The 24,328-nt window shown below is 71.3% G+C and carries 29 protein-coding genes; 11 read left to right on the top strand and 18 right to left on the bottom strand.

All coding sequences use genetic code 11. The features are described from left to right. Positions 1-17: 17 nt before the first annotated feature. The 4 genes from soxR (at position 18) to AB0I28_RS35915 (ending at position 2,590) form a co-directional block, all read left to right on the top strand. Positions 18-470 carry a redox-sensitive transcriptional activator SoxR gene (gene soxR, locus AB0I28_RS35930; RefSeq protein WP_357500305.1) on the top strand — a complete coding sequence of 151 codons (453 nt, stop codon included), beginning with the start codon at positions 18-20 and terminating at the stop codon, positions 468-470. Positions 471-562: 92 nt separating this feature from the next. Then, a complete protein-coding gene (locus AB0I28_RS35925; RefSeq protein WP_357500303.1) occupies positions 563-1,267 on the top strand; it encodes an SDR family oxidoreductase in 705 nt (234 codons plus the stop codon). Between the two features lie 239 nt (positions 1,268-1,506). Then, positions 1,507-2,226, top strand: coding sequence for a ferric iron reductase (locus AB0I28_RS35920; RefSeq protein WP_357500334.1), 720 nt, complete (start codon positions 1,507-1,509; stop codon positions 2,224-2,226). A 40-nt stretch (positions 2,227-2,266) separates the two neighbouring features. Continuing rightward, positions 2,267-2,590 (top strand): cupin domain-containing protein, encoded by a 324-nt coding sequence (locus AB0I28_RS35915; RefSeq protein ID WP_357500301.1) that lies wholly within the window; start codon positions 2,267-2,269, stop codon positions 2,588-2,590. Here the strand turns inward: AB0I28_RS35915 and AB0I28_RS35910 are convergent. Beyond that, positions 2,587-3,165: a dihydrofolate reductase family protein gene (locus AB0I28_RS35910; RefSeq protein ID WP_357500297.1), complete on the bottom strand. Its 579-nt coding sequence runs from the start codon at positions 3,163-3,165 to the stop codon at positions 2,587-2,589. The two genes, AB0I28_RS35915 and AB0I28_RS35910, sit on opposite strands and share 4 nt — an antisense overlap. A gap of 82 nt (positions 3,166-3,247) precedes the next feature. Beyond that, positions 3,248-4,765, bottom strand: coding sequence for an MFS transporter (locus tag AB0I28_RS35905; protein WP_357500294.1), 1,518 nt, complete (start codon positions 4,763-4,765; stop codon positions 3,248-3,250). 127 nt (positions 4,766-4,892) lie between these two features. Between AB0I28_RS35905 and AB0I28_RS35900 the strand changes: the two genes are divergently transcribed. Beyond that, complete coding sequence (locus AB0I28_RS35900) at positions 4,893-5,618, top strand: TetR/AcrR family transcriptional regulator (RefSeq protein WP_357500290.1); 726 nt, start codon at positions 4,893-4,895, stop codon at positions 5,616-5,618. 25 nt (positions 5,619-5,643) lie between these two features. Here AB0I28_RS35900 and AB0I28_RS35895 read toward each other — a convergent pair whose 3' ends face one another. Together AB0I28_RS35895 and AB0I28_RS35890 are read right to left on the bottom strand one after the other, a co-directional pair. Further along, positions 5,644-6,117, bottom strand: a complete 474-nt coding sequence (locus AB0I28_RS35895; protein ID WP_357500286.1) for a MerR family transcriptional regulator — start codon at positions 6,115-6,117, stop codon at positions 5,644-5,646. Between the two features lie 9 nt (positions 6,118-6,126). Next, entirely contained in the window at positions 6,127-6,993 is an 867-nt protein-coding gene (locus tag AB0I28_RS35890) for an SDR family NAD(P)-dependent oxidoreductase (protein WP_357500282.1), read from the bottom strand. A gap of 226 nt (positions 6,994-7,219) precedes the next feature. Here AB0I28_RS35890 and AB0I28_RS35885 point away from each other — a divergent pair, with 226 nt between their 5' ends. After that, the gene (locus tag AB0I28_RS35885; protein ID WP_357500280.1) at positions 7,220-8,680 is read left to right on the top strand and encodes an FAD-dependent monooxygenase; all 1,461 of its coding nucleotides are present in this window, start codon (positions 7,220-7,222) and stop codon (positions 8,678-8,680) included. A gap of 29 nt (positions 8,681-8,709) precedes the next feature. On the opposite strand, the gene AB0I28_RS35880 is transcribed toward AB0I28_RS35885, so the two are convergent. Next, positions 8,710-8,973, bottom strand: a complete 264-nt coding sequence (locus AB0I28_RS35880) for a hypothetical protein (RefSeq protein ID WP_357500278.1) — start codon at positions 8,971-8,973, stop codon at positions 8,710-8,712. A 69-nt stretch (positions 8,974-9,042) separates the two neighbouring features. Between AB0I28_RS35880 and AB0I28_RS35875 the strand changes: the two genes are divergently transcribed. Then, complete coding sequence (locus AB0I28_RS35875) at positions 9,043-10,527, top strand: hypothetical protein (protein ID WP_357500276.1); 1,485 nt, start codon at positions 9,043-9,045, stop codon at positions 10,525-10,527. A 28-nt stretch (positions 10,528-10,555) separates the two neighbouring features. On the opposite strand, the gene AB0I28_RS35870 is transcribed toward AB0I28_RS35875, so the two are convergent. The 5 genes from AB0I28_RS35870 to AB0I28_RS35850 all read right to left on the bottom strand — a co-directional run bounded on the left by AB0I28_RS35870 (position 10,556) and on the right by AB0I28_RS35850 (position 16,790). Beyond that, complete coding sequence (locus AB0I28_RS35870; protein ID WP_357500274.1) at positions 10,556-11,707, bottom strand: epoxide hydrolase family protein; 1,152 nt, start codon at positions 11,705-11,707, stop codon at positions 10,556-10,558. A gap of 48 nt (positions 11,708-11,755) precedes the next feature. After that, positions 11,756-14,701, bottom strand: a complete 2,946-nt coding sequence (locus AB0I28_RS35865) for a BTAD domain-containing putative transcriptional regulator (protein WP_357500272.1) — start codon at positions 14,699-14,701, stop codon at positions 11,756-11,758. A 156-nt stretch (positions 14,702-14,857) separates the two neighbouring features. After that, on the bottom strand, positions 14,858-15,265 hold the full coding sequence (locus AB0I28_RS35860; RefSeq protein WP_357500271.1) for a hypothetical protein: 408 nt from the start codon (positions 15,263-15,265) through the stop codon (positions 14,858-14,860). Between the two features lie 30 nt (positions 15,266-15,295). Beyond that, positions 15,296-16,201, bottom strand: a complete 906-nt coding sequence (locus tag AB0I28_RS35855) for an alpha/beta hydrolase (protein WP_357500270.1) — start codon at positions 16,199-16,201, stop codon at positions 15,296-15,298. A gap of 193 nt (positions 16,202-16,394) precedes the next feature. After that, positions 16,395-16,790 (bottom strand): RidA family protein, encoded by a 396-nt coding sequence (locus AB0I28_RS35850; RefSeq protein WP_357500269.1) that lies wholly within the window; start codon positions 16,788-16,790, stop codon positions 16,395-16,397. Positions 16,791-16,888: 98 nt separating this feature from the next. Here AB0I28_RS35850 and AB0I28_RS35845 point away from each other — a divergent pair, with 98 nt between their 5' ends. Further along, positions 16,889-17,311, top strand: a complete 423-nt coding sequence (locus tag AB0I28_RS35845) for a MarR family transcriptional regulator (RefSeq protein WP_357500268.1) — start codon at positions 16,889-16,891, stop codon at positions 17,309-17,311. Between the two features lie 16 nt (positions 17,312-17,327). Here AB0I28_RS35845 and AB0I28_RS35840 read toward each other — a convergent pair whose 3' ends face one another. The 6 genes from AB0I28_RS35840 to AB0I28_RS35815 all read right to left on the bottom strand — a co-directional run bounded on the left by AB0I28_RS35840 (position 17,328) and on the right by AB0I28_RS35815 (position 19,338). Beyond that, positions 17,328-17,531: a hypothetical protein gene (locus AB0I28_RS35840; RefSeq protein ID WP_357500267.1), complete on the bottom strand. Its 204-nt coding sequence runs from the start codon at positions 17,529-17,531 to the stop codon at positions 17,328-17,330. Beyond that, positions 17,483-17,842 (bottom strand): 2'-5' RNA ligase family protein, encoded by a 360-nt coding sequence (locus tag AB0I28_RS35835; protein ID WP_357500266.1) that lies wholly within the window; start codon positions 17,840-17,842, stop codon positions 17,483-17,485. Before AB0I28_RS35835 ends, AB0I28_RS35840 begins: the two co-directional genes overlap by 49 nt. A 25-nt stretch (positions 17,843-17,867) precedes the next feature. Beyond that, entirely contained in the window at positions 17,868-18,131 is a 264-nt protein-coding gene (locus AB0I28_RS35830) for a hypothetical protein (RefSeq protein WP_357500265.1), read from the bottom strand. A 150-nt stretch (positions 18,132-18,281) separates the two neighbouring features. Next, on the bottom strand, positions 18,282-18,449 hold the full coding sequence (locus tag AB0I28_RS35825) for a hypothetical protein (RefSeq protein ID WP_357500264.1): 168 nt from the start codon (positions 18,447-18,449) through the stop codon (positions 18,282-18,284). 201 nt (positions 18,450-18,650) lie between these two features. After that, positions 18,651-19,079, bottom strand: a complete 429-nt coding sequence (locus AB0I28_RS35820; protein WP_357500263.1) for a low affinity iron permease family protein — start codon at positions 19,077-19,079, stop codon at positions 18,651-18,653. A gap of 85 nt (positions 19,080-19,164) precedes the next feature. After that, positions 19,165-19,338 (bottom strand): hypothetical protein, encoded by a 174-nt coding sequence (locus AB0I28_RS35815; protein WP_357500261.1) that lies wholly within the window; start codon positions 19,336-19,338, stop codon positions 19,165-19,167. A 340-nt stretch (positions 19,339-19,678) separates the two neighbouring features. Here AB0I28_RS35815 and AB0I28_RS35810 point away from each other — a divergent pair, with 340 nt between their 5' ends. Continuing rightward, entirely contained in the window at positions 19,679-21,358 is a 1,680-nt protein-coding gene (locus AB0I28_RS35810; protein WP_357500260.1) for a hypothetical protein, read from the top strand. Positions 21,359-21,444: 86 nt separating this feature from the next. Here AB0I28_RS35810 and AB0I28_RS35805 read toward each other — a convergent pair whose 3' ends face one another. Together AB0I28_RS35805 and AB0I28_RS35800 are read right to left on the bottom strand one after the other, a co-directional pair. Further along, positions 21,445-21,891 carry a GNAT family N-acetyltransferase gene (locus tag AB0I28_RS35805; RefSeq protein ID WP_357500258.1) on the bottom strand — a complete coding sequence of 149 codons (447 nt, stop codon included), beginning with the start codon at positions 21,889-21,891 and terminating at the stop codon, positions 21,445-21,447. Positions 21,892-21,901: 10 nt separating this feature from the next. Then, complete coding sequence (locus AB0I28_RS35800; protein WP_357500257.1) at positions 21,902-22,714, bottom strand: hypothetical protein; 813 nt, start codon at positions 22,712-22,714, stop codon at positions 21,902-21,904. Positions 22,715-23,067: 353 nt separating this feature from the next. Here AB0I28_RS35800 and AB0I28_RS35795 point away from each other — a divergent pair, with 353 nt between their 5' ends. Then, a complete protein-coding gene (locus tag AB0I28_RS35795) occupies positions 23,068-23,349 on the top strand; it encodes a hypothetical protein (protein ID WP_357500255.1) in 282 nt (93 codons plus the stop codon). Between the two features lie 118 nt (positions 23,350-23,467). Beyond that, a complete protein-coding gene (locus AB0I28_RS35790; protein WP_357500254.1) occupies positions 23,468-24,325 on the top strand; it encodes a hypothetical protein in 858 nt (285 codons plus the stop codon). Positions 24,326-24,328: the final 3 nt, after the last annotated feature.

Here is a 24,328-nt window from a genome sequence, read left to right as displayed (position 1 = left end):
CAGGAAGGGGTTCAGTGATGCCCAACCGCCTCACCATCGGCGAGCTCGCCGCCCGGTCCGGCGCGGCCACCTCCGCGCTGCGCTTCTACGAGGAGCGCGGGCTGATCAGCTCCGAGCGCACCACCGGCAACCAGCGCCGCTACCGCCGCGACCAGCTGCGCCGGGTCGCGTTCATCCGCACCGCCCAGCAGGTCGGCCTGTCCCTCGCCGAGATCACCGCCGCCCTCGACTCCCTGCCCGAGGACCGTACCCCCACCAAGGCCGACTGGGCGCGCCTGTCGGGGCAGTGGCGCTCCCGCCTCGACGACCAGATCGAGCGCCTCATCGAGCTGCGCGACACCCTCACCGGCTGCATCGGCTGCGGCTGCCTCTCGCTGAAGTCCTGCGCGCTCTACAACGCCGACGACCGCAAGGCCGCGCTCGGCCCCGGCGCCCACTGGACCGATGGGCCGGTGCCGCCCTCGCGGTGACGCGAGACCCCCGTCACGCCCGGAAATACCGGTCCGTCCCCACCGGTTGCCCATCGACGCGGAACCGCCGCACCGATCGATGGAGGACTGCGATGTCTTTGTCCGGCAAGCGAATCGTCATCACCGGTGGAGCCACCGGGATCGGCCTGGCCACCACCCGTCTCGCCGTCGAGCGCGGCGCCCAGGTCGTCATCACCGGCCGGACCGAGGCCACCCTCAAGGCCGCCGCCGAGTCCGTCGGGCCGGGTGTGGAGTACCGCGTCCTCGACGTCACCGACCCCGAGGCCGTCGAACGCGTCCTCGCCGCCGTCGGTCCCTTCGACCATCTCGTCACCGGTGCCGCCGAGATCGTCGCCGGCCCCTTCGTCGAACTCCCGGAAGCCGACGCGCGCTCGCTGTTCGAGACGAAGTTCTGGGGCCAGTACCGCGCCGCCAAGGCCGCCGTCGCGCACATCGCCCCCGACGGCTCGATCCTGTTCTTCTCCGGCTACCTCTACCGCAAGGCCGAGGCCGGCTTCTCCGGCTTCGCCGCCGTCAACGGAGCCGTCGAAGGACTCGTCAAGGCCCTCGCGATCGAACTCGCGCCCCTGCGCGTCAACGCGATCTCGCCCGGCCAGATCGACGTCTTCGAAGGCCGCTGGGACGCCGAAAGCCACGCCAAGTACCGCGCCGACGTCTCCGCCGCACTCCCCGCCGGGCGCCCCGGAACCCCCGAAGAGGCCGCCCACGCCGTGCTCTACCTGCTGGAGAACACCTTCACCACCGGCACCACCCTCGACGTCGACGGCGGAAAGTAACCCCGCGCGGGGTGGCGGGCAAGCCGCCCGCCACCCCGAAACCGCGCCCTGCCCGCCGCCCCGAGCACCCCCGAGTTAAGGTAAGCCGAACCTAACGTTCCATGCGCCACTCGGAGGCCGCACGTGTCCACGCAGCTAGGCGCCACCCCGCCAGGGGCGGCCGCGTGACCAGGACACTCCCGGCCGTCCGGCTCCCCACCGCCGCGCCCCTCGCGCCGGTGACCAGCGCCCTGGCCGCCATGCGCCGCAGCCGCGGAGACGCCGCCACCGCCGGGCTCGCCGACGGACTCGTCCTCGACTCCATCGCCGGCTACACCCCCACCACCTGCTTCACCGACGGCTCGGCCGTCGCCCAGCTCATCGACGCACCCCGCGCCCGCTGGGGGGCCGCGCCCCACGCCGCCGCCGCGCTCGCCTGGAAGGGCTACGCGTACTGGCTGGCGCTGCCGGCCGTGGTCGGCTGGGCCACCGCGCGCCGCGTCCCGCTCCTGCACGCCCCGAACGTGCTGCTGCGTTTGTCGGCCGACCGGCCCTGGTTCCGTTTCGGCATGCGCCGGGCCATGGTCGCCGTCCTGCCCAACGATCCCGTCGCCGGCGACCCGGGCGTGCGCGTCGTCGACGACGAGGGCGCGCTGCTCGACGTGCTGCGCGCGACGATCGTCGACCAGCACCTCGCGCCGCTGCTCGCGCAATTCCGGGGGCACGTGCGCGTCGGGCGCCGGATCCTGTGGGGCTCACTGGCCTCGGGAGTCGCGCACGCCGTGGAGTACACCGCCGACACCACGCCGCTGTCCATTGTGGAGACCGCTGGGACGCTCCTGGAGGCCTTGCGGGTCCCCGATCTCGTCGACGTGAGCTGCACGCCCGAGGGCGAGATGAGCCTGCGCCGCCGGACCTGCTGCCTGGCGTTCACCGTCGAGGGCCTGTCGACCTGCCGCAGCTGCTGCGTCACCGGGTGAGCGCCACGACCGCCGCGCGGCAAGGGTTTATGCTCCTGCGATGGAGCTGATCAAGGGCGCCGGAACCGCGCCGGCCGTCGAGGACTACGTCGAGCACATCCGCAGCGGCAGCCTGTCGGCGGGCGTGTACGTCATCGGCGTCGGCGGTGTCGACGATCAGACCCCCCACCGCGAGGACGAGGTCTACTACGTCGCCGCGGGGCGCGCCACGCTCGTCACCGACTCCGGCCGGGCCGAGGTCGGCCCCGGCGACCTCGTCTTCGTCCCCGCCATGGAGGGCCATCGCTTCACCGAGGTCACCGAGGAACTGCGCCTGCTGGTCTTCTTCGCACCCGCCTACACCGGCCGGACCGAGAAGATCTAGATCCGCGAGTACCGGTGGATGACCGCCCCGCCGGTGCCCACGACGGTGCTGTCGGTCAGCTCGAACCGCACCGGATCGACGCCCTTGCCCTCGAACATGGGCTTCCCGGCGCCCAGGACCAGCGGGTAGACCTTCACGATGATCTCGTCGATCTCGGGGTAGAGGCTGCCCGCCAGCCGCGCGCCGCCGGCCAGCCAGATCCCGCCGCCGTCGCGGGATTTCAGCTCCCGCACCGCTTCCAGCGGATCGCCGTCGATCAGGTTGACCTTCGGGTCGTCGACCTCGCCGAGGGTCGTCGACACCACGTACTGCGCCAGATGCGCGTACGGGCTGGTGATCCCCTCGGTCAGCGCCGGCTGGTAGGTCCCGCGACCCTGGATCACCGCGTCGAACCGTCCATCGGCGACGGTCACGCCGAAGGTCTCGTGGAGGTGCGTCGGCAGCGTCTCGGGGTACTCGGCGACCAGATGCTCGGCGAGGCCGTCGGGGAGCGGGAAGAACGCCTCGATGGACCCGTTCTCGTCGGCGATGAGGCCGTCGATGCTGGTGGCGATGAAGTACGTGAGTCTGCGCATCGGTTCATGGTCGCTCATGTGGCCTCCGGCGAGAGCGAGGCCCCCGACCGCTTCCGCGGTCGAGGGCCCCGCGCATCCGCCACTAGTGGACGGCCATCTCCATCGGGCGGCCCTCGGTGTCGAGCTCGCCGGCCCGCTCGCTCTTGCGGTCCTTCATGACCACCAGCGCCAGGATCGCCGCGGCGGTCACGCCGATCGCGCCGATCACGAAGGTCGCCGACATCCCCGACGCGAAGGCCTCGCGGGCCGCGGTGGCCAGTCCGGTGTCGCCGGTGGTCGCGGCGACGCCGATTGCGTCGGCGATGGAGGCGCGGGCGGGTTCGGGCGTGCCGGCCGGCATCGCGTCGCCGAAGTTGGTGACCAGGACGCTGCCCAGGATCGCCACGCCCAGTGCCGCGCCGGCCTGCTGGACGGTGTCGTTGAGCGCCGAGCCGACACCGGCGTGCTCGGCGGGGACGGCGCCCATCAGGGCGGTGACCGCGGCGGGCTGGGCGAGCCCGGCGCCGACGCCGAAGACGACCAGGGCGAGCGCGACGGTGATGAAGCCGTCGTCGGCGGTCATGGTCGCGAAGAACCCGAAGCCGGCGGCCAGGACGAGCAGTCCGGCGACGGTGAGGGCGCGGTTGCCGATCTTGTGGCCGATGGTGGCGCCGACGGCGTTGGTGAAGATGACCGCGATCGCCATCGGGATCATCGCCAGGCCGGTCTCGGTGGGTGTGTAGCCGAGGACGAACTGGAGGTACTGGGTCAGGGCCAGCAGCAGGCCGCCGTTGGCGATCTGGACCAGGACGAGGGAGAGGCTGCCGCCGCTGAAGTTGCGGTTGCGAAACAGCGTCAGCGGGACCATCGGGGAGTCGGTGCGCAGTTCCCAGACGACGAAGGCGGTCAGGCCGGCGACGGCGGCGGCCAGCGCGGCGAGGACGGCCGGGTCGCCGAGGCCTTTGGCGGGGGCCTCGATGATGACCCAGACGAGGGCGGTGAGGCCGACCACGGACAGCAGCGCGCCGGGGTAGTCGGGCTTGCGCCAGGGGCCTTTCGACTCGGGCATCCAGACCAGTGCGGCGACGATGGCGATGATGACGACGGGGACGTTGATGAGGAACACCGAGCCCCACCACAGTTTCGCGATGAGCAGGCCGCCGACGACGGGGCCGCCGATGAGGCCGACCATGAGGACCGAGCTCCAGATCGACATGGCCTTGCGGCGCTCGGTGTCGTCGAAGACGGTGATGAGGATCGACAGGGTCGAGGGCATGACCAGCGCGCCGCCGATGCCCATGAGGACGCGGGCGCCGATGAGCTGCTCGGGGGTGGAGGCGTAGGTGGCCAGGAGTGACGCGGCGCCGAATATGGCCAGGCCGATGATCATGATCTTGCGGCGGCCGTAGCGGTCGGAGAGGCTTCCGGCGGTCAGGAGCAGGACGGCGAAGACGAGGATGTAGCCCTCGATGATCCATTGGATGTCCTGGGCGGTGGCGCCGAGGTCTCGGGTGAGGGGCGGGATGGCGACGGTCAGTACGCCGTTGTCGACGACGAGGACCAGGGTGCTCAGGCAGAGGACGACGAGGATGAGCCAGCGTCGGGGGTGGAGGTTCGACATGGGTTTTCCTTCCGGGGCCTTAGGTGCGCACACTGTGCGCGTCATGGGAACACCGTACCAGTGGGTTCGGGTGTGCGCAATCGGCGCACGCCGTGCGCTAGGCTGGGGGTGACACGAGGGAGACGCCATGTCGGACAAGCAGGCCGTCCAGTCGGTGTGGACGCGGCCCCGCAAGAAGAAGGAGCAGCCCGCGCTCAGCGCCGGGCAGATCGTCGCCGAGGCGATCGCGCTGCTCGACGCCGACGGCATCGAGCAGCTGAGCATGCGCAAGCTCGGCGCCCGCCTGAACGCCGGCGCGACCTCGCTCTACCGGCACGTCGCCAACAAGGACGAGCTGATCGAGCTGGTGGTCGACGAGGTCTACGGCGAGCTTGAGGTCCCGGCCGGCGGCGGACGCGAGGGCTGGCGTGAGGCGGCCACCGCCACCGCCGCAAGCCTGCGCGCGATGATGCTGCGCCACCCCTGGGTCGGCGCGGTGCTGGGACAGGTGGGGCTGAAGTCGCTGGGGCCGAACCTCTCGCGCATGTCGACGAGGTTCATGGGCGTCTTCCAGGACGCCGGCTTCCCCGCCGCCGAGGCCGACCAGGTGATGAACACGCTGACCGCCTACGTCCTGGGCATGGCCACCAGCGAGGCGGCGTGGCTGTCGCTGATCGCCCGCAGCGGCATGACCGAGCGAGAGTGGATCAGCGACGTGCTGCCCGGCGCCCTGGAGGCCAGCCGGGAGCACCCCGCCATCAACGAGGCCCTCCTGGCCAACTCCAGCGACCCCTCCGCCATCCGCGACGAGACCTTCGCCTACGGCCTCGCGCGCGTCCTCGACGGCTTCCAGGTGCGCCTCGACCAGCTGTGACGCCCGCCGGTCGGGTCAGCGCCGGTCAGGTCAGCGCGTCGGGTCCGGTCGCGCCGCCGTAGGTGGCGATCTTGTACTCCGTCGCGGTCAGCGACAGCGTCAGCTCGCGGATCCGGCGGCGGATCGTGTCGCGGTGTTCGAGGAGCATGTCGAGCCGCTCGGGGACCGTCTGTTCGCCGCCGTCGACGAGCGTGACGTAGTGCTGGAGGTCGCGCATCGGCATGCCCGACAGGCGCATGCGGGTGAGGAACACCAGCCGCCGCACCGCCTCGGAGTGGTAGACGCGGTGGCCGTGGGAGTCCCGCGCGACCTCCACCAGCCCGGCGCGCTCGTAGTAGCGCAGGGTGTGCGGGGAGATGTCGAGCAGCTCGGCGACCTCGTTGATCGCCATCGGCTCGTGCGCGCCGCCCGCGTCGGCCAGGCGGTGGATCGCCTCGACCGACGGCGCGTCCTCGCCCAGCTGGTCGAGGGCCCTGCTCATCAGGTCGTCGGTGGCCATGTGGAGAGCCTAGACCGGCCTGACCGAGGCGGCCACGCCCTCGAAGTCGGCGGCCCTGGCGGTCTCGGCCCACCGCTCGACCTCGGCGAGTCCGCGCCGGTAGGAGCCCGAGATCCGCTCGACCGCCTCGCGGCCCAGCGGAAGGCGCAGCGGCACCTCGTCGCCGTGCGCGAGGGAGACGATGATCCGCGCCGCCCGCACCGGGTCGCCCTCCTGTGAGCCGTCGGCGCCGGCCATGTCGGCGCGCACGGCGGCCAGCAGGTCGCGGTAGACCTCCGAGGAGTCGGTGAACTCCAGGACGTCGCCGGCGTTGAAGTCGGTGCGGAAACGGCTCGGCTCGACGATCATCACCCGGATCCCGAAAGGCGCGACCTCGCCCGCCAGCGACTCCGACCACCCTTCGAGGGCGAACTTCGACGCCGAGTACGCCGACACGCCCGGGAAGGACGTGCGCCCGCCCTGGCTGCTCATCTGCACGATCGTGCCCGACTCCTGCCCGCGCATCACCGGCAGCGCGGCGCGGACGAGCGCGGCCGGCCCGAACAGGTGCAGGTCCATCAACTCGCGCAGCTGCTCGTCGCCGACCTCCTCGACGGCCCCGACGACGGCCCGGCCGGCGTTGTTGACGAGCACGTCGAGGCGGCCGAAGCGGGCGACGGTGCCGGCGACGAGGCCGGCGGCGGCGGTGACGTCGCGGGCGTCGAAGCGGTGTGCGGCGAAGCGCTCGGGGTGGGCGGCGGCGAGGTCGGCGACGCTCTCGGGGCGGCGGACGGCGGCCACGACGTTGTCGCCGGCGGCCAGCGCGGCCTCGGCGAGAGCGCGGCCGAAGCCCCGGGAGGCGCCGGTGATGATCCAGGTCTGTGCGGTGTCGGTCATGGCGGGGACGCTATGGCTTCGAGCGCGCTCGAACGCAAGCCGGCGTGACGGGGGACACCGTCGGACGAGGGCCGGAGGTGTTGTAGCTTGAGACCGACCGTGGCACGACCGAGGAGGTGAGACCCATGAACGCAGTAACGATGTGGGTGCTCTCCCTCCCGTCACGGCCGGGCGACTGACGTAGGTGTCGCCGGGAGCGCCAAGGCTCTCCCGAAAGGCAACACCCATGGACTCTTCGCGGTTCACCGCGGATCGACCGCCCCTTTTCGACGTGATCATCGCCGGTTGCGGGCCCGCCGGCGCGACGCTGGCCGCCGAGCTGCGGCTGCACGACGTGCGAGTACTGGTCCTGGAGAAGGACACCGAGCCCGTCTCCTTCGTCCGCATCGTCGGACTGCACGTGCGCAGCATCGAGCTGTTGGCGATGCGGGGACTGCTCGACCGCGTCCTCGAACACGGCAGGCGGCGCCCGGCGGGCGGTTTCTTCGCCGCCATCGACAAGCCCGCGCCCGATCTGGACACCGCGCACGCCTACCTGCTGGGAATCCCGCAGCCGGTGATCGTCGGCCTGCTCGAAGAGCACGCGAGCGCACTGGGCGCCGAGATTCGGCGCGGGTGCGAGGTGGCCGGTTTCGCCCAGGACGACGAGGGCGTGACCGTCGAGCTGGCCGACGGCCAACGGCTGCGCTCGCGCTACCTCGTCGGCTGCGACGGTGGGCGCAGTACGGTGCGCAAGCTGCTGGGCGTCGGATTCCCCGGCGAGCCCTCGCGCAACGAGACGCTCATGGGCGAGATGGAGGTGGGCGTGCCGCCGGAGGAGATCGCGGCCACGATGGCCCGGATCCCCGGCGCCCACCGGCGCTTTTGGCTGCGACCGTTCGGGGAGAAGATCCACAGCGTGCTGGTGCCCGCCGAGGGAGTGAGCGATCGCGGGCGAGCGCCCACCATCGAGGACTTCCGGCGACAGCTGCGCGCCTTCACCGGGACCGACTTCGGCGTGCACTCCCCGCGCTGGCTGTCCCGCTTCGGCGACGCCACCCGGCTCGCCGAGCGCTACCGGGTCGGGCGCGTGCTGCTGGCCGGCGACGCCGCGCACATCCACCCGCCCATCGGCGGGCAGGGCCTCAACCTCGGGGTCCAGGACGCGGTCAATCTCGGCTGGAAACTGGCCGCGCAGGTCCGCGGACGGGCACCGGAGTCGCTGCTGGACACCTACGAGGCCGAACGCCGGCCGGTCGCCGAGGAGGTGCTCGACAACACGCGCGCCCAGACCGAACTGCTGACCGACGAGCCGGGCCCGCGGGCCGTGCGCAGGCTGCTCGCCGAGCTGATGGACGTCGACGAGGTGAACCGGCGCCTCATCGAGAAGATCGCCGGGATCGGCGTCCGCTACGACCTGGGGGAGGGCCCCGACCTGCTCGGCCGCCGCATGCGCGACATCGACCTGCACACGGGCACGCTCTACGAACAGATGCACGGCGGCCGCGGCCTGCTGCTGGACCGCACCGGGCGCCTGACCGTTGACGGCTGGGCGGACCGGGTCGACCTGCTCGCCGATGCCGGCGCGGCGCTGGACGTCCCGGGTGTCCTGTTGCGGCCCGACGGCCACGTCGCCTGGATCGGCGACGAGCAGCGGGACCTGGACGACGCGCTGCGCCGCTGGTTCGGCGAGGCGGCCCCGGGCTGAGCGCGAGGGCGGGCCCGGCCGGGCCCGCCCTACTCCCCGCCGTCACCGCCCCCGTCCCCACCGAAGCCGCCGTCCCCCCGGCCACCCCCGTCATAGCCCGCGCCACCGTGCCCGCTCCCGCTACTCCCGCTTCCGCCGGTGGGATCTGGCGGCAGCAACGTCGCCACGCCCCCGACGACCGCCGCGACGCACAGGCACGGCAACCCGTTGTCGTCCTCACCCGACCGCATGCAGAACCCGAACAGGCCCCCGGCGGCGAATAAGGCCGCGATCGCGTACAACGCCTTCTTCATGCGCACCTCCCCATCCAGCATGCATCGGTGGGACACGGGCGCGCGGGTGCGGCCGCCTAGCATCGGCGCATGCCCGACGCGCGTCTCGACGCCGCCCTCACCGCCTTCGACCACTGGACCGCCCTCGAAGACCTCGCCGCCGACCCGCCCGGCGGACGCGCCGCCCTGGCCGCGCGAGTCGGGGAACGATACGAGGACGCCGCCGAGCACGAGCGCTCGCGGCTGGACCACCTCCTCGGACTCCTCGGCCAGGACGGCGACTCCGTCGTCCTCGGCCTGCTCGCGCGAGGCCGGTCGGACGAACTGCTGTCGCGGACCTTCCGGCGCCGCCTCGCCGTCCCCGCGCCGGTCCTCGACGCGCTGATCGAGCGGCGCGGGTACACGCTGGAAGTCGTCGACGCGCTCGGCCTGACCGGCGACCCCACCCGCGTCGCCGAACTCGGCGCGCTGCTCGACGACCCCGACGTGTGCGGCCGGGCCGCCTCCGCGCTCGCCCGGCTCGGCGCGCGCGAGTGGGCGCTGCCGATCGCCCGGCGCCTCCCTCAGGTCACCGGCTTGGCCCATGGCGCCTTCGTCGTCGCCTTGGAGCAGCTCGGTGACACCGCCGTCGTCCCGCTCCTGCGCGATGAGCTGCTCGACGGCGGCGAGCGCTTCACCGGTGACATGCACATCGCGCTCACTCGCCTCACTGGCCACGACCCGCTCATCCCCGAAGACGGCGACGTCCGGCGCGCGTGGCGGGAACTCGACCTCGCCACCCCTCCCGTGCCGGCCGTGCGGTTCGGGGAGGGCGGTCGCTTCACCGTCGACGAGGGCCGCGGGCGGGTGCGCGTCGCCTACGACCCGCCGCCACCGGGGACGTCGTGGCCGCGCTGGAACAAGTCGCTCCACGTCGGCGAGCACGCCCTGTACCGCGTCAGCTCCGACTGCGGCACCTGCGAGACGACGATGACCCTGCTCGGTTTTCCGCCCGCCGAGGCGCGCGCCGGCGCCGCCCGTTTCCGCGCCGCGCTGGCCGATCCGGGCGACGCGGCCGCCGTCGTCGCCGAGCTCGAACCGCTGATCGCCGAGCTGGAGACCGGCCGCTACGCCGCGCACCTGGCCGACCTGGCCCTCGAACGCGTCGCCGAGCCGGAGGAGTCGTGGTGGCTGCGGCGGATCGCCGTCCGCGACGACCCCGAGCGCTGGTCCGTCGAGCTGACCGCCTGGCCGGGCGTCGAGCACTTCCAGGTGCCGGAGATGATCCCGGGCGCGGTGCCGACCTACGGCAGCCTCCTGCCGTCGCAGCCCCTCGACGCCCTCGACCCCGCCGCCGTCGCGCGCCACACGTCGGCGATCGCGCGTGGCGAACGTCCCGCCGCGCTCGTCCTGGCGTGGACGGAGACCCGCTACGTGGAGGCCGAGTTCGAGGAGCGCTTCCTGCTCGGCGTGATCCTCGACGGTCACCACCGCCTCGCCGCCTACGCCGCCGCCGGCGTGCCCGCGCGGGTCCTCCTCCTCGCGCGCACCGACAGGGACGGCGCGGTCGAGGAGGTGCTGGCCGCGCTCAGGTGAGGTTGTCCCGCGCACCGCGCCCACCGCGTCACCGCAGCTTCGCGAAGAACTCCCGCACGTCGCCGACCAGCAGATCGGGCGCCTCCATCGCCGCGAAGTGCCCGCCGCGATCGAATTCCGACCAGTGCACGACGTTGTGCTCCAGCTCGACCGTCCGCCGGATCGACACGTCCATCGGGAACACCGCCACGCCCGTCGGCACCGTCGACTTCGCGCTCGCGCCCCACGCCCCGGCGTGCGCGGTCTCGTAGTAGCTGTTCGCCGAGGACCCGGCGGTCCCGGTCAGCCAGTACAGCATCACGTTGGTGAGCAGGCGGTCCCGGTCGACGGCGTCCTCGGGCAGCTCGGCGTTCGGGTCGGTCCACTCCTTGAACTTCTCCACGATCCAGGCCAGCTGCCCGACCGGCGAGTCGTGCAGGCCGTGCGCGAGCGTCTGCGGCCGGCTGATCTGCATCATCACGTAACCCGACTGCTCGTTCTGCATGTAGCTCATGTTGGCCAGCCGCGCGCGCTCGGCGTCGGTGAGGTCGGGCGTCTCGGGGTCGAGGGGCGTGAACGCCGACAGGCCGTTGGCGTGCACCCCGACGACCTTGCCGGGATTGAGCCGCCCGAGCCCGGGGGAGATGACCGCGCCGGTGTCGCCGCCCTGGGCGCCGTAGCGGTCGTAGCCCAGCCGGTCCATCAGCTCCGCGAAGGCCCTGGTCACGCGCGAGGTGTCCCAGCCGGCCTCCCGGGTCGGGCCGGAGAACCCGCTTCCGGGGATCGAGGGGATGACCAGGTGGAACGCGTCGGCCGGGTCGCCGCCGTGCGCCCGCGGGTCGGTCAGCGGGCCGATGACGTCCATGAACTCGACGATCGAGCCCGGCCAGCCGTGGGTGACGATCAACGGCAGCGCGTCCGGCTCCGGCGAGCGCACGTGCAGGAAGTGCACGTTCTGCCCGTCGATCTCGGTGGCGAACTGCGGATACCGGTTCAGTGCCTGCTCGTGGACGCGCCAGTCGTACCCGTCGCGCCAGTACTCGGCGAGGCCCTTGAGGTAGCTCGCGGGGACACCACGGCTCCAGCCGACGTCGGGGAGGTCGGTGGTCCACCGGGTGCGGGCGAGCCGCTCGCGCAGGTCGTCGAGGTCGGCCTGCGGGACCTCGATGGTGAAGGGGCGGATCTCGTGGTTGTTCGTCATGTGCCAAGCCTATGGAGCAGCTAGGACGGCTTCGGTCCTAGCGTGTGATCACACCGCCCGGAGCGCCCCCACGCGCAGTCCGGGCTCGAATTCCGCGACGATGTCCGACGCAGTGGCGCGGTGCCGCTCGGCCTCCTCGGTGTCCCCGCGCGCGACGAGGATGTTCGCCGTCAGGTGCAGCGCCTCGACCTGCTTGACGAGGGCTGCGATCCCGCGGAAGCCGCGTTCGGCCAGGAGCGCGTGCTCCAGCGCCTCGTCGAGGCGGCCGAGAGCGCGGTGGGCGGTGGCCTCGACCCGGTGGAGCGAGGCGCCGTCGTAGGCGAGGATCTGCCGGTGCTCGCGGCGGCCGGCGGCGATCTGTTCGAGCGCCTTGTCCGGCTCCCCGGCGGTCACGTGGGAGGCCGCGAGCTGCTGGCGGACGAGGAGCATCACCATGCGCTGCTGGTCGAGGGCCTCGATCGATCGGGCCATCGCCGCCAGGGACTCGCGGCCGCGTCCCAGCCGCGACTGCGTCTCCGCGACGAGCGTGAGCAGGTAGGCCTCCAGTCGCTGGTCGGCCGACTCCCGCGCGAAGTCGATCATCCGCTCGGCCTCGGCGAGCGCCTCGTCGTTGCGCCACTGGTCGAGCAGCGTGTAGACGCGGACCATCCCGAAGCGGCCGCGTTCGACCGGCGAGAGGGTCTCGGCGTTGGCCTGCTCGACGGCCTCCACGTGGCGCGTCGCCGTCTCGAACTTTCCCAGTGCGGTGCGGATCCGGGTCACGTTGAGGCCGTGCAGCACCTGGAACCGGGTGTGGCCGCTCTCCGCGGCCAGCTCGACGGCCTTCGTCAGGTGGATCTCCGCCCGCCGGTGGTCGACGTTGACCAGGTGCATGCCCAGATTGCCGTTCGCCGAGGCCTGCGAGTCGAGGCCGAGCCCTTCGGCCAGTTCGACGGTCCGGTAGCCCAGCGCCAGGCCCTCGTCGGCGTCGCCGAGGCGCTTGGCGGCACTGGCCAGCAGGTTCGTCAGCGCGAAGCGGCTCTCCAGGTGGTCGCGCCGCTCGCACCCCTCCAGTCCGCGCCGCAGTGCGGCCTGCGCGCGGGCGACGAAGCGGTTGTGGTTGAGCGAGGTCGACAGCCGCAGCAGCATCCGCCACAGCCGCGGACGGTCGTCGAGGCTGTCGGCGGCGGCCAGGACGTTGAGCTCGTCGTCGACGTCGGGCTTGAAGCGATGCGTGTAGTGCCAGTCGATGTAGGCGTCGACGACCGCGTCGCGCTCGGCCTCGCCGAGGTCGGTTCCCGCGCGCGCCGCCGCGTACAGCCGGACCAGGTCGTGCATCCGGTAGCGGCCGGGCTTGTACTCCTCGACGAGGTGCGAGGTCGCCAGGTGCCGCAGCAGCCTCGTCGCGGTCGCCTCCTCCAGCCCGGAGATCGCGACGACCAGGTCGGCGGAGAAGTCCTCGCCCGGCAGCGCGCCGATGCGGCAGAAGAGCCCGCGCGCGTCGCCGAGGGCGTCGTAGGAGAGGTCGAGGGTCGCGCTGACGGTCGCGTCGGCGTCGCCCTCGACGGCCAGCATCGACAAGCGGTCGCGCTCGCCCAGTTCGGCGACGTAGGAGTCGACCGTGTGGCCGGTGCCCGCGAGGTTCGCCGCGGCGATCCGCAGCGCGAGCGGAAGGTCGCCGCACAGCCGGGCGAGTGCGCCGAGTTCGGCGTCGTCGCCGAGGAGGCGGCGCAGGAGCGCGATTGACTCCTCGCGGGGGAGGGCGTCGAGGCCGAGGACCTGGGCGTCGTTGACCGCGACCAGCCCGGGCATCCTGCTGCGGCTCGTCACGACCGTGAAGCAGCCCGATCCGGGCAGCAGCGGGCGGACCTGGTCGGCGGTGCCGGCGTTGTCGAGGACGACCAGCACGCGGCGGCCGTCGGTGCTGGCGCGGAAGAGTTCGGCGGCGGCGTCGAGGGTGGCGGGCACCGCGTCGCCGGCGACGCCGAGGATGAGCAGCAGCCGGCCGAGCGCTTCGAGCGGATCGACCGCCTCGCCGCGATCGAAGCCCCGCAGATTGATGTAGAGCTGCCCGTCGGGGAAGAGCTCGCGCACCGACTGTCCCCAGTGGACGGCCAGGGCGGTCTTGCCCGCACCGGCGTTCCCGGCGACCAGCGCGAGCCCGGCGCGCTCCGACAGCGCCGAGAGTTCGGCCAGCTGCCCCTCCCGGCCGGTGAAGCTGGCGATGTCGGCGGGAAGGGTCGAGGCGACCGGAGCACTCGGCGCACTGTCCTTGATGGACAGATGTAGTTGCGGGCTCTGGGCGAGGATCCGCAGGTGCAGCTCGCGCAGTTCGGCCGAGGGGTCGGCGCCCAGTTCGTCGCGCAGCCGCACCCGTGTCGCCTCGAACCAGCGCAGCGCCTCGGCACCGCGCCCCGCGCGATACAGCGCCAGCATCAGCTGCCCCGTGAGCGGTTCGGCGAGCGGCTGCGCGGTGACCAGCGCCGACAACTCGTCGATGACGGACGCGTGCTCGCCCGCGGCGAGTTCGGCGTTGTAGCGGGAGGTGAGCAGGCCGAGACGCGAGTCGTCGAAGGACTTGCGGAACTGCGCCGCCCAGCGTCCCGGAAGCCCGGCGAGCGCCTCGCCGTCGGCGAGTTCGCAGGCCGCCCGCCACAGTCGCAGCGCGTCGGCTCCCCGCGCCGCCGAGGCCCGGGACGCCAGGCCGCGCAGGCGATGCAGGTCGACGGCGTCCGGGTCGATCGCCAGCATGTAGCCGTGCGCTTCGGCGCGCTCGATCGAGGTCCCGCTCGGCTTGAGGGCCGCGCGCAGGTTCGCGATGTAGCTGTACAGCACGCTCGTCGCCGTCTCCGGCGGTGCGCCGTCCCAGACGCGGTCGATGAGTTCGGTCTGGGAGACGGGCGTGTTGGGTTCGGCGGCGAGGGCGGCCAGGACGCAGGCGCGCTTGGGGGCGCTGACGCGGGTGGTGGTGTCGCCGGTGGTGATGGTGACGGGGCCGATGAGGCGGATCAGCACGGCGGCTCCTGGAGTGCGGGCTCGCCGAAGTCGGCGTCGGATGGGCAACTATCTCATTCGGCGGCCGATCCCGCATGACCGTGGCCCGCGACGAAACCGCCGCCTGTCACGTCTCCGGGGAGACCGTGACAGGCGGCTGCTCGGTTCGGCATCGGATCACGCGGCGTCGAGGGCCTCGGTGATCTTGCGGTGCATCGCGGTGACCGGGGGACTGGGCCGGCCGTCCTCGGTCTGGGCGGCGGCTTCGACGGCGATGGTGACGGTGCGGTGGAAGTTCGCCGCCTCCGCGGGGTCGGCGGACTTGAGCAGGCCCATGGTCGCGGTGAGGGCCGGCAGCACCTGGTCGGCGAGGCGGGCGGCGGACTTGCGGTCGAGCTTCTCGCCCTTTTGCTTCTCGGCCAGGACGTGACCGACCAGGCCGGTGGCGGAGGTCAGCGCGAGCCAGCCGTTCGTGGCGGCCCGGTGGGGTGATCCGGCGATGCTCGCGGTGGTCATCAACTCGACGGCGCCGTAGGCGGCGGTGCGCAGGGCGACCTTGTCGGCTTCGGTGAGGGTGATCGACATGACGGTGGACTCCTTGGGGCTTCGGTGGATTCAGGACTTGGCGGCGCGGTCGGAGACGTCGCGGATCGCCTGGACCACGGCGTCGACGCGGTTGAAGATGATCTCGCTGTGGTTGGTGTCCTCCAGGACGCGGTTCTGGCCGCCGGTGAAGGACGCGGCCAGCTCGTCGTACTGGCGACGCTTGCCGTCGTGCATCGTCTGGAGCAGTTCGGGCGACATCAGGGCCGCCTGGTTGGGGTCGACGGCCAGCGGGGTGAGCGCGACGAAGGGGACGTCCGGGTAGGCCGGACCGGCCGCCAGCTCCTCGGCCAGCGCCGAGGTCGAGGAACGCTCCGCGATGCCGACGTTGATCCACGTCTCGCTGACGTGGTAGTCGACCAGCGCCTCGCGTGCCTCGTCGGGGAAGTCGACCAGGGCCTGCGACACGAAGTCGCGCATGAACGGCAGCGCCTGCTGGAGCTGCTCGTAGGTGGGTGCGAGCTGCTCGCCGGCCGCCAGGCTCAGCTCGGCGGGAACGTAGTCGTCCCAGTTGTAGTGGTAGGCGTCGATGAAGACCAGGCCGGCGACCTCGTCGGGGAACAGCTGCGCGAAACGGTGCGCGTAGGCGCCGCCGAGCGAGTGCGGCGCCAGGATGTAGGGGCCGGGGACGCCCTGCGAGTGCAGCAGGTCGTGCAGCTCGACGGCGATCGCCTCGGCCGTGCGGGGAAGCGGCATGGAGTCGCTGTAGCCGCTGCCGCCGCGGTCGTAGAGGACGCTGGTGGCGAACCCGGCGACCTGGGTGTGGACGCCGTAGTAGTCCAGGCCGATCGCGCTGGCGCCCGGCAGGAACACGACGGTGGGCCCGTCGCCGTCGCCCGACTTGTGGATCCAGAGCTTGCGGCCGTCGACCTCGGCGTAGTCACCGAGCGGGGGAGTGAGCGTGCTGTTGTTCGTCATGTCCGCAACTATCGGCGGGGCGCCTGTCACCACCCTGACGCCGCGCTGACGCGGGCGCTGACACGAGGCCGAAGGACGCCTCGCCGGCGACTCACCGGTCGTCGTAGGTGGTCACCGGCATGAGTCCGCAGTTGCCGAGGGTGATTAGCGCGTTGTGGGGCCGCCGCGCCCGTGGACGCGACGGCCCGCTGGCTCAGCCCTTCACCAAGGCGATCGCGTCGATCTCGACGAGCCAGTCCGGCTGCGCCAGCCCGGCGACCTGGAAGAGGTTGTCGGCCGGATAGGGCGCCGTGAAGTACTCGCGGCGCAGCTTGACGATGATGTCCAGGTGGCTCATGTCGGTGACCATGATGTTGACCTTGACCACGTCGGACAGGCTGGAACCGGCGGCGGTCAAGACCTTGTCGAGGTTCGCGAAGGCCTGCCGGGCCTGCGCCTCGAAGTCGTCCCCGCCCACCGTCGCGCCGTCGGGGCCGATCGCGGACTGCCCGGACACGTAGACGGTTCCCCCGGCGACAATGGCCTGCGAGATGGCGTAGGGCTCGTAGTGGTCGGGCTCGATGGTGATCCGGGTCCGCGTGGCGGTCATGGGAGTCGCTCCTCGTTCATAAGATTGCATGTACAAGCAATGATTGTATGTACATGTACGATCATTGTCAAACGGCAGACGCGGCGAAGGTGGAACCCATGTCCGAAGAGCGCGACTACGAGCTGTGGACCGACCTGGTGGCCCTGCACGGCCGCGTCGAACAGCGCCTCGCCGCCGTCCTGCTGCGGCAGCACTCCCTCGGCCTGTCCGAATACCGGGCACTGTGCCACCTGGCCAAGTCCGCCGACGGCGAGCTGCGGATGCAGGAACTCGCCGAGCTCACCGGCCTCAACCAGAGTTCCGTGACCCGTCTGGTCCACCGGCTGGAGAAGGCCGGGCTGGCGCGGCGAACACACTGCGCCCAGGACCGCCGCGGTGTGTACACCGAGATCACGCCGGACGGACGGGAGCTACAGGCCCGGGCACTGCCCGTCTACAGCGAGGAACTCTCCCTGGCCCTCGACGAGTCCGCCGCCGCAGGGCCGCTCGCCGCGACGGTCGTGCGCCTGCGGGCCGAGTAGGACGAGCGCGGCGCGGTCAGCCGAGCAGCGGGAAGTCCGCGCGCCGCTCCCACCGCTCACCGTCGGTGACGAGCAGCCGGACCGAGGACACTGTGGCATCGATGGGCAGTTGCCCGTCGACGGCCGCGGCCACTTCGTCCAGGACACCCGACGGCCGGCCGTGCGCCACGGTCAGGTGCGGGATGACGTCGGCGAACTGCCCGCCGTATGGCGGGGCCACCGGGCGGCGACGGCCTCGGTGAGCTCGCGGAACGGCCGCTCGGGCGTCGGCGCGAGGTAGAGGACCTCGGGGAAACGCGCGGACTGCTCGAAGCGGACGTCGAAGGCCCGGTGCCCGCCGAACAACGCGGCGAGGGCGGCCGTGTCGACCCGGCCGATGTCCAGGAACGGGTAGAGCACCGTCACGTGCGCCGGGACGCCGGCCGCCGCGGCGGAGTCGAAACGCCGGCGCCAGGCCCCGACCGCCGGCTCGACCTCGGGGACCGCGATCACCAGGGCGGTCTCGCCCGGCCGGTAGCTGGTCTGTGTCACGGCACGATTGTTCCAGGGGCCCGGGTCAGGCTCGGACCGGTCGACGCGGCCGCTGGCGCTCACCGCCACCACCGGCACTCGGCCCGGTTCCGGTAAGAGCGTCGGCTCCGGCCTGCGGCCGTCGACTCCCGCGGCGAGCGATGGGGTCGGGGACCAGCGACCACTCCTCGTCGTCGCTGAAGGCGTCCTCGGCAAGCTGGACCACGGCGAGCAGCGCCCCGGCGGAATCGACGTCGGGAGCACCTTCGAGCCGAGCGCGGAGAAAGGCGACAAGAGCGGGGCGGTCCACGGGGTTCACCTCCGAACGGTGCTCACGACGTCGTCGGCGGCCTCCCAGGAGCGGGAACCGGTCCGCATGGGACCGGTTCCAGCCCATCGACACTCGCCGACGTCTACCGGTGCGGGTTCGGCGACCGGCTCGACGCCCGCGCATCGCCCGCTAGAAGCAACCGCAGTGCTGGTAGACCAGGTCGCCCCAGCTGTCGTAACAGCTGTGCTCGTTGCCGTTGTGACTCGTACACGCCGCGTTGTACCCGCAGAAGCACATGGCGGCCCTGGCGGTGGTCTTGCCGACCAGCTTGTCGATGACCTTGTCGATGAGTTTCACGAGGGGATTCCTCTCATTCGCACAGGTGGCCGGATGGCGACCATCGGAGAGTGATGGAGGCTTTACGCCGGTCCGACGATCGTGGCAGCGCCCCCACGCGAAGTCAACGCCGGTCGCGCCGAGATCAGGACGCCTGTGCGCGTTGCCAGCCAACGGATCCCGCGAAGATCGCCGGCCCTCCGGGCGTTGGCGCGCCGGCTGTCAGCGGGCTCGGCCGGTGGAGGCCTTCGAGGCGTCTTCCTTGAGTTCCTCTTCGAGCCTCTCCTGCTCGTGGAGCGGCTGGTCCTCGGCGGCGACGAGCTCGTCGTGGGCCTGGGGCTGGGTGTGGATGAGTTCGTCGAGTTTGAGCAGGACCGCGCGCAGCTGACGGTCGGTGGTGTGCTGGATGAAGAACACCATCACGAAGGTCACCGAGCCCGAGACGCCGACGAGCACCGACATCCAGTGCTCCTCGAAACCGACGGTGAGCCCCACGACGACCCACACCACCACCATGAACACCGCCACGACCATCATGACCGCCGACCCGGCGGCCGAGACGACGTTCACCGCCAGCTTCGACAGGCGCGAGCGCACCGGATCCTCAGCCGGGCCCTCGGTGTCGGGGGCGTGCGCGGGTGTCTTCGCCATGGCCGGCTCCTCAAGTGGGGGTGGGCTGCTGTTTACCCATCCCGCACCGACGGGACACCCCGCGCCCTTTCGCGCCGTGAAGACCTCACCAGGACGCCCGCGTCGGTCCGATGCGGCCACCACCGGGATGCACAGTGGACGGTGGCCGCAGGTCGTGGTCAGGCATGGCGGCGCGACCGCGACCCTCGATGTCGAGCACGTCCTCTTCCTGCCAGAACACCGGCGTCGCCCAGGGGTGACCGAGAGCGGCGGCCAACACCGCCGCACGAAGCAACTTCGCGGAACTTTGCCGCGTTGCCACAGTGGCGGCTGTGGAATTGTGCGGCGTTGTCGCTATTCGGTGCAGGGCCGCTAACCAAAAGGCCCCTTGTGATCACTGTCTGTAGGAGTGAGAGTCGCGGTAGGTCCATATCGATGACCGTCGACGAACGGATGAACCCGTACGGCGGCACCGCATCGGGCCCTGCCCATGACGCGCCGGATGCCCTGCCCAGCCCATATCTCGGGTGTCCGGCCGTTCCTTCTCGTTCTGCCGGGTCGTCGGCGGTGGGTTGACGCTGCCCGGATCTTCGTCAGGTCTCCGGAAAGGGAGCAAGGACATGAACTCCACAACGCATCGTCCACGCATTCGATGGGTCCGGGCGGTGTCGGTCGCCGTGGTGGCGGTTCTGGCCGCCGCGATGGCTCCCCTCGCTATCTCGACGGGCGCGCAGGCGGCGTTCCCGGGCGCCAACGGGAAGATCTTCTATCATCGTGCCGAGCCGGGGATGGGGACTTCGGCGAAGCTGTACTCGATGGACTCCGACGGGACGGGCAGTGTCCAGTTGACCACGGGGTCCAGTGAGGAGGTGTTCCCGGTGGCCTCGGCCGACGGTTCGAAGCTGGCGTTCTTGAGCAACGCCGGTGGGACTTATCAGATCTGGACGTCCGACGCCGATGGGTCGAATCTGTTCCAGGTCACGAACATTTCTCCGCGTCCCGGGTTCAACGACAACATCTTGTCGTGGTCGCCGTCGGGCGACCAGATCGCCTTCAACGACGACAGTGACAACGTCCGCGTGGTCAACGCCGACGGGACCGGTCTGACCGCGCCTTTGGCCAGTGGCCGCTCGGGGGTGTTCTCCCCCGATGGCACGAAGATCGCCTACACCGTTGGTAACCCGCGCCAGTTGTGGGTGATGAACGCCGACGGGACCGGGCAGACCCAGCTCACCGACGGCAGTTCCTTCGGCCTCTACACGCCTGACTGGTCACCGGACGGCACGAAACTCGTCGCGCGGTCCTATGAAGGCGGCGGTTTCAGCGTCCGCACGATCAACGCCGATGGCACCGGGTCGGTCAATCTGGGGGGCTCTTCCGTCAACTTCCCGCAGTGGTCACCGGACGGCACGAAGATCGTCTACACCGCCGGCTACACCGACATCATCAGCATGAACGCCGACGGGACCAGCCCGACCACGCTGCTCACCCTCACCGGTTTCGCCGGAGCCACCGACTGGGCACCCGGCGCACCGCCGGCAGGCGCCGACCTCGCCACGACCGTCAGCGAGTCGGCCGACCCGGTCAACCTCGGCGGTTCCTACACCTACACCGCCACCGTCACCAACAACGGCCCCGCCGCCGCCACGGCCGCCGGTGTCGACGTGACCCTGACCGGTGCGACCGCCGCCATCGGGACCGTCACGTCCTCCCAGGGCTCATGCACGACCACCGCCCCCACCGTGACCTGCACCTTCGGTGCCCTGGCCGTCTCGGCCTCGGCGACCGTCGCGATCACTGTCACCCCGACCGCTGCGGGAACGGTCACCGCGACCTCCGTGGTCTCCGCTGACCAGACCGACCCCAACCCCGCCGACAACACCGACGCCGAGTCGACCACCGTCAACGCCTACGCCGACATCAACGTCGACGTCGGCGCCCAACCCCACCTCGGCATCCTCGTGCCCTACCTGACCTACACCCTCAAGGCCACCAACAACGGCCCCCAGACCGCCACGACGGCGACCATCACCGCCAGCATCCCCGCAGGCGCCACCGCCACCAACCTCTCCTCGGGCTGCACCGCCACACCCGGCACCGTCACCTGCACCTACAGCGCCATCACCAACGGCGCCAACGCGTCGAAGACCTTCCGCGTCCCCCTCCACCTGCTGTCCCTCGGAAACGTCACCGTCACCGGCCTGCGCACCACCTCCGCCCCGACTGACACCAACGCGACCAACGACACCGACAGCGCCACCTGCCACGTCGTCACTTTCGTCCTCGTCACCTGCTCCTGACCCCATGGGACAGCGGCCACCGCCTGAAGGCGGTGGCCGCTCGCTGCCTCTGACCCCCCATCGCACGAGGCGCCGCCCCGTCGTGCTCAGGCCTCCAGCACGTAGGTCACATAGCCGTCACCGTTGACGTCGCCGGTAGTGGTGAACCCGCGGCGCTCCAGCAGCCTGCGCGAACCGGTGTTGGTCTCCAGGGCCTCCGCGTACAGCGGCCGCTCCCCGAGCTCCGCCAGGAAGAGCTCCAAGCCCCGACCGGCCACGCCACGCCCCCAGAATTCCCGTCCGAACCAGTAGCCGAGATGCCGGCGGCCGTCCTGACGCCAGCTGAGGATGTTCCCGGCGAGCTCACCGTCGACGAGGACCGCCCGGACGAAGTTCTCGGGATTGCCCAGGACCTTCGTGTTCCAGTGCGTCATGAACGGCTCCCGCTCACGCGAGGTGAACCCCACCATGCGCGCGGCCCCGACGTCCGACTCGTGCTGGAAGAAGGTCTCAAGGTCGGCGGGCTCGACCTCGCGCAGACGGATATCAGTCATGACCGACACGCTAGAGGGCCGCTGTGACAGGAACCCACACATGCCCCGGCGGCAGCGAGCTCACCAGCCACCTGCGCGCTTCCGGCTTCAGCAGCCCCACCGTCATGCGGAAGTCGTGCTCGTCCTTCGGCCGTGTCCCCCTCGCCTTGAACATCAGCACCACCTCCGGCGCGAGGTACGTGAGCCCCGCGTGCTCCGCCCGCCCGCCGAGCCGGTCGAACGGCAGTCTGATCCGCCCGCTCCCGCGGTGGAAGACCCACTCCTCTCCCTCCGCCGCCCCCAGCACGAACTGCACCGGCGGCCCCGGAGGAGGCGCCGCGAACGACAGCGTGTGCGGCCCCGGCGTCAGCTCCTCGCCGGTCCAGGGGCGGCTCTGGCCGGTGCGTCCGTCCTCGACCAGCAGCTCGCCGGGGAAGGCCGCGCCGAGTTCGGGCAGGTCGCGCGCCAGCACCAGGACGTCCACATCGGAGTGCTCACGCCAGATCCGTCCGGCGAACAGCGAGAGCGCCCGCCCGCCGGCGATCCACCACCGTCCGGAATACGGCTCCATGAGCGCGGTGAGGCGCTCGGCGTCCAGCGGCTCGTCCATCTCACCGCCGCCGACCAGGCGGTCGCGGGCGGCGTCGAGCAGAGCCGGGTAATCCGGCGCGAAGATCTCCGCCGTCGTCGCCTCCAGGCCGCCCGCCAGGTTCCACAGGGCGACGCGCTCGCCGGGATGCACCGTGTCGCCCCGAAAGTCGTCGCCGTTCATCCGCCGGTGCAGCCACTCGCCGAGCACCAGGGCCTCGTCGCGGCTGAGCCGCACCGTGATCGCGTCGTCCACGCGCGCACCCTACGCTCGCGTCCGCTCGACGCGCCTTCGCACCTTGGTAGAGCGGATTCAGGCGGCTTCGGCCGGAGCCAGTCGGCAAAACGCTCCCTCGACCTGCCTTTCCAGGTCAGGTCAACCGCCCTGCGTGAAGCGGACAACGCCGGAATCGGGGGCGCCTCCCGAGATGCGAGGCGGCTGTAGGTCATGGTCAGGGACTTGGCTGCGTGGAGGACGGGGAGAGTGAGCTCGGCGGTGTACCGGTCACGGAGCAGTCTCGTGAAACGGCAGGCCACCCCGACGAGACGGGTTCGTCTCGTGTCTCCCCGGCGAGTTCGTGTCGCGGCCACGGGGCGCAGACTATGACGGTGAACGACACCAGCCACGAGAACGTATGGATCTTCCACGGCCAGGGCGCGCAGTTCGCCTCGGCGGTGTTCACCTCCGAAGCCGACGGCCGGGCCTGGGCCGCCCGCCACCGGGCGACCGGCGTGCTGACCGAATACCCGGTCGGCGACGGCTGCTATGACATCGCCGTCCGCGAAGGCCGATTCCGTCCCAGCAAGGACCACCACGGCACACCCGACCACGTCGTCCGGTTCGGGCCAGGACTCGACCATGTCCACCTGCACGACGGCGACCAGCCGTAGCCTCGCCGACGACGGAACTCTCCGTCGGCGCCCGTGGGTCCGACGGCCCGCATAGGATTCGGTCCGACCGGGCTGGCGGACGAGGGCGGGTGGCGACGAGGTGCCGAGGATTCTGGACGTGGACATCCGGCTCGACGGGATCGAGATCGACGGTCGACTCCACGCCTACCCGATCCCGCTCGCCGATCTGGAGGCGCTGTTCGACGAGGAGCCCGACAAGATCGACGGGCTCGGTGGACGACGCGCGGGTTTCTGGTCCTGGCGCGAAACGGGGCTGACGGCGAAGCACACCGACGGAGTCCACGTGCTGAACCTGCGGTTGAAGGTCGACGGCCCCGCCCATCGGGTGCGGATCGAGGGTCGCCCTTTCGACGAGGAGTTCGGTCCGACCGGCCCGACCTATCCCAGCCGCGATCTCGGTGATGGCTACGTGGGGGTCCGGCGCACCGACCCGGGGCCCGGCCAGCACGTGGCGGACATCATCGTCGAGCAGAAGGTCCGGCGCCCGAAGAGGAAGAAGGCCGCCCCGGCGAAGAAGAAGCCGACCCCGGTACCCGACGCGGTCGAGTTCAAGGACCTCAACTTCAAACTCCTCGTCGTGCAGGACCTCATGTACGACAAGGGCCTGCTCGAACCCGCCTTCGACCTCGGCGAGTTCATCGACGGGTTCGCCGACCGCGACATCGACGCCGACACCGAGGGGCACGCCCCGATCCCGGAGGCCCTCGCGTACTTCGCCGAGCTTCCCGTGCCCCGAGCCATGCTGAGCGAGGTCGTCGCACTCGAACAGGACGGCGGCAACGACGTCTACCTGCAGATCGCCCCGCTGTGGAGCGGCGAGGACGACTCCTTCGACGTCACCGACTTCAGCGACGTCGAACTGCTCCCCAACCTCAGGTCGATGACGCTGACCGGCGTCGACGAGGAGACCCTTGAGTCCCTGCGGAAGAGGGGCATCGAGGCGGAGCTGCTCTGAACC

It is taken from the genome of Phytomonospora sp. NPDC050363, assembly GCF_040655735.1.
Classification (GTDB): Bacteria; Actinomycetota; Actinomycetes; order Mycobacteriales; family Micromonosporaceae; genus Phytomonospora.
This window is presented reverse-complemented; position numbering and strand designations above follow the sequence as displayed.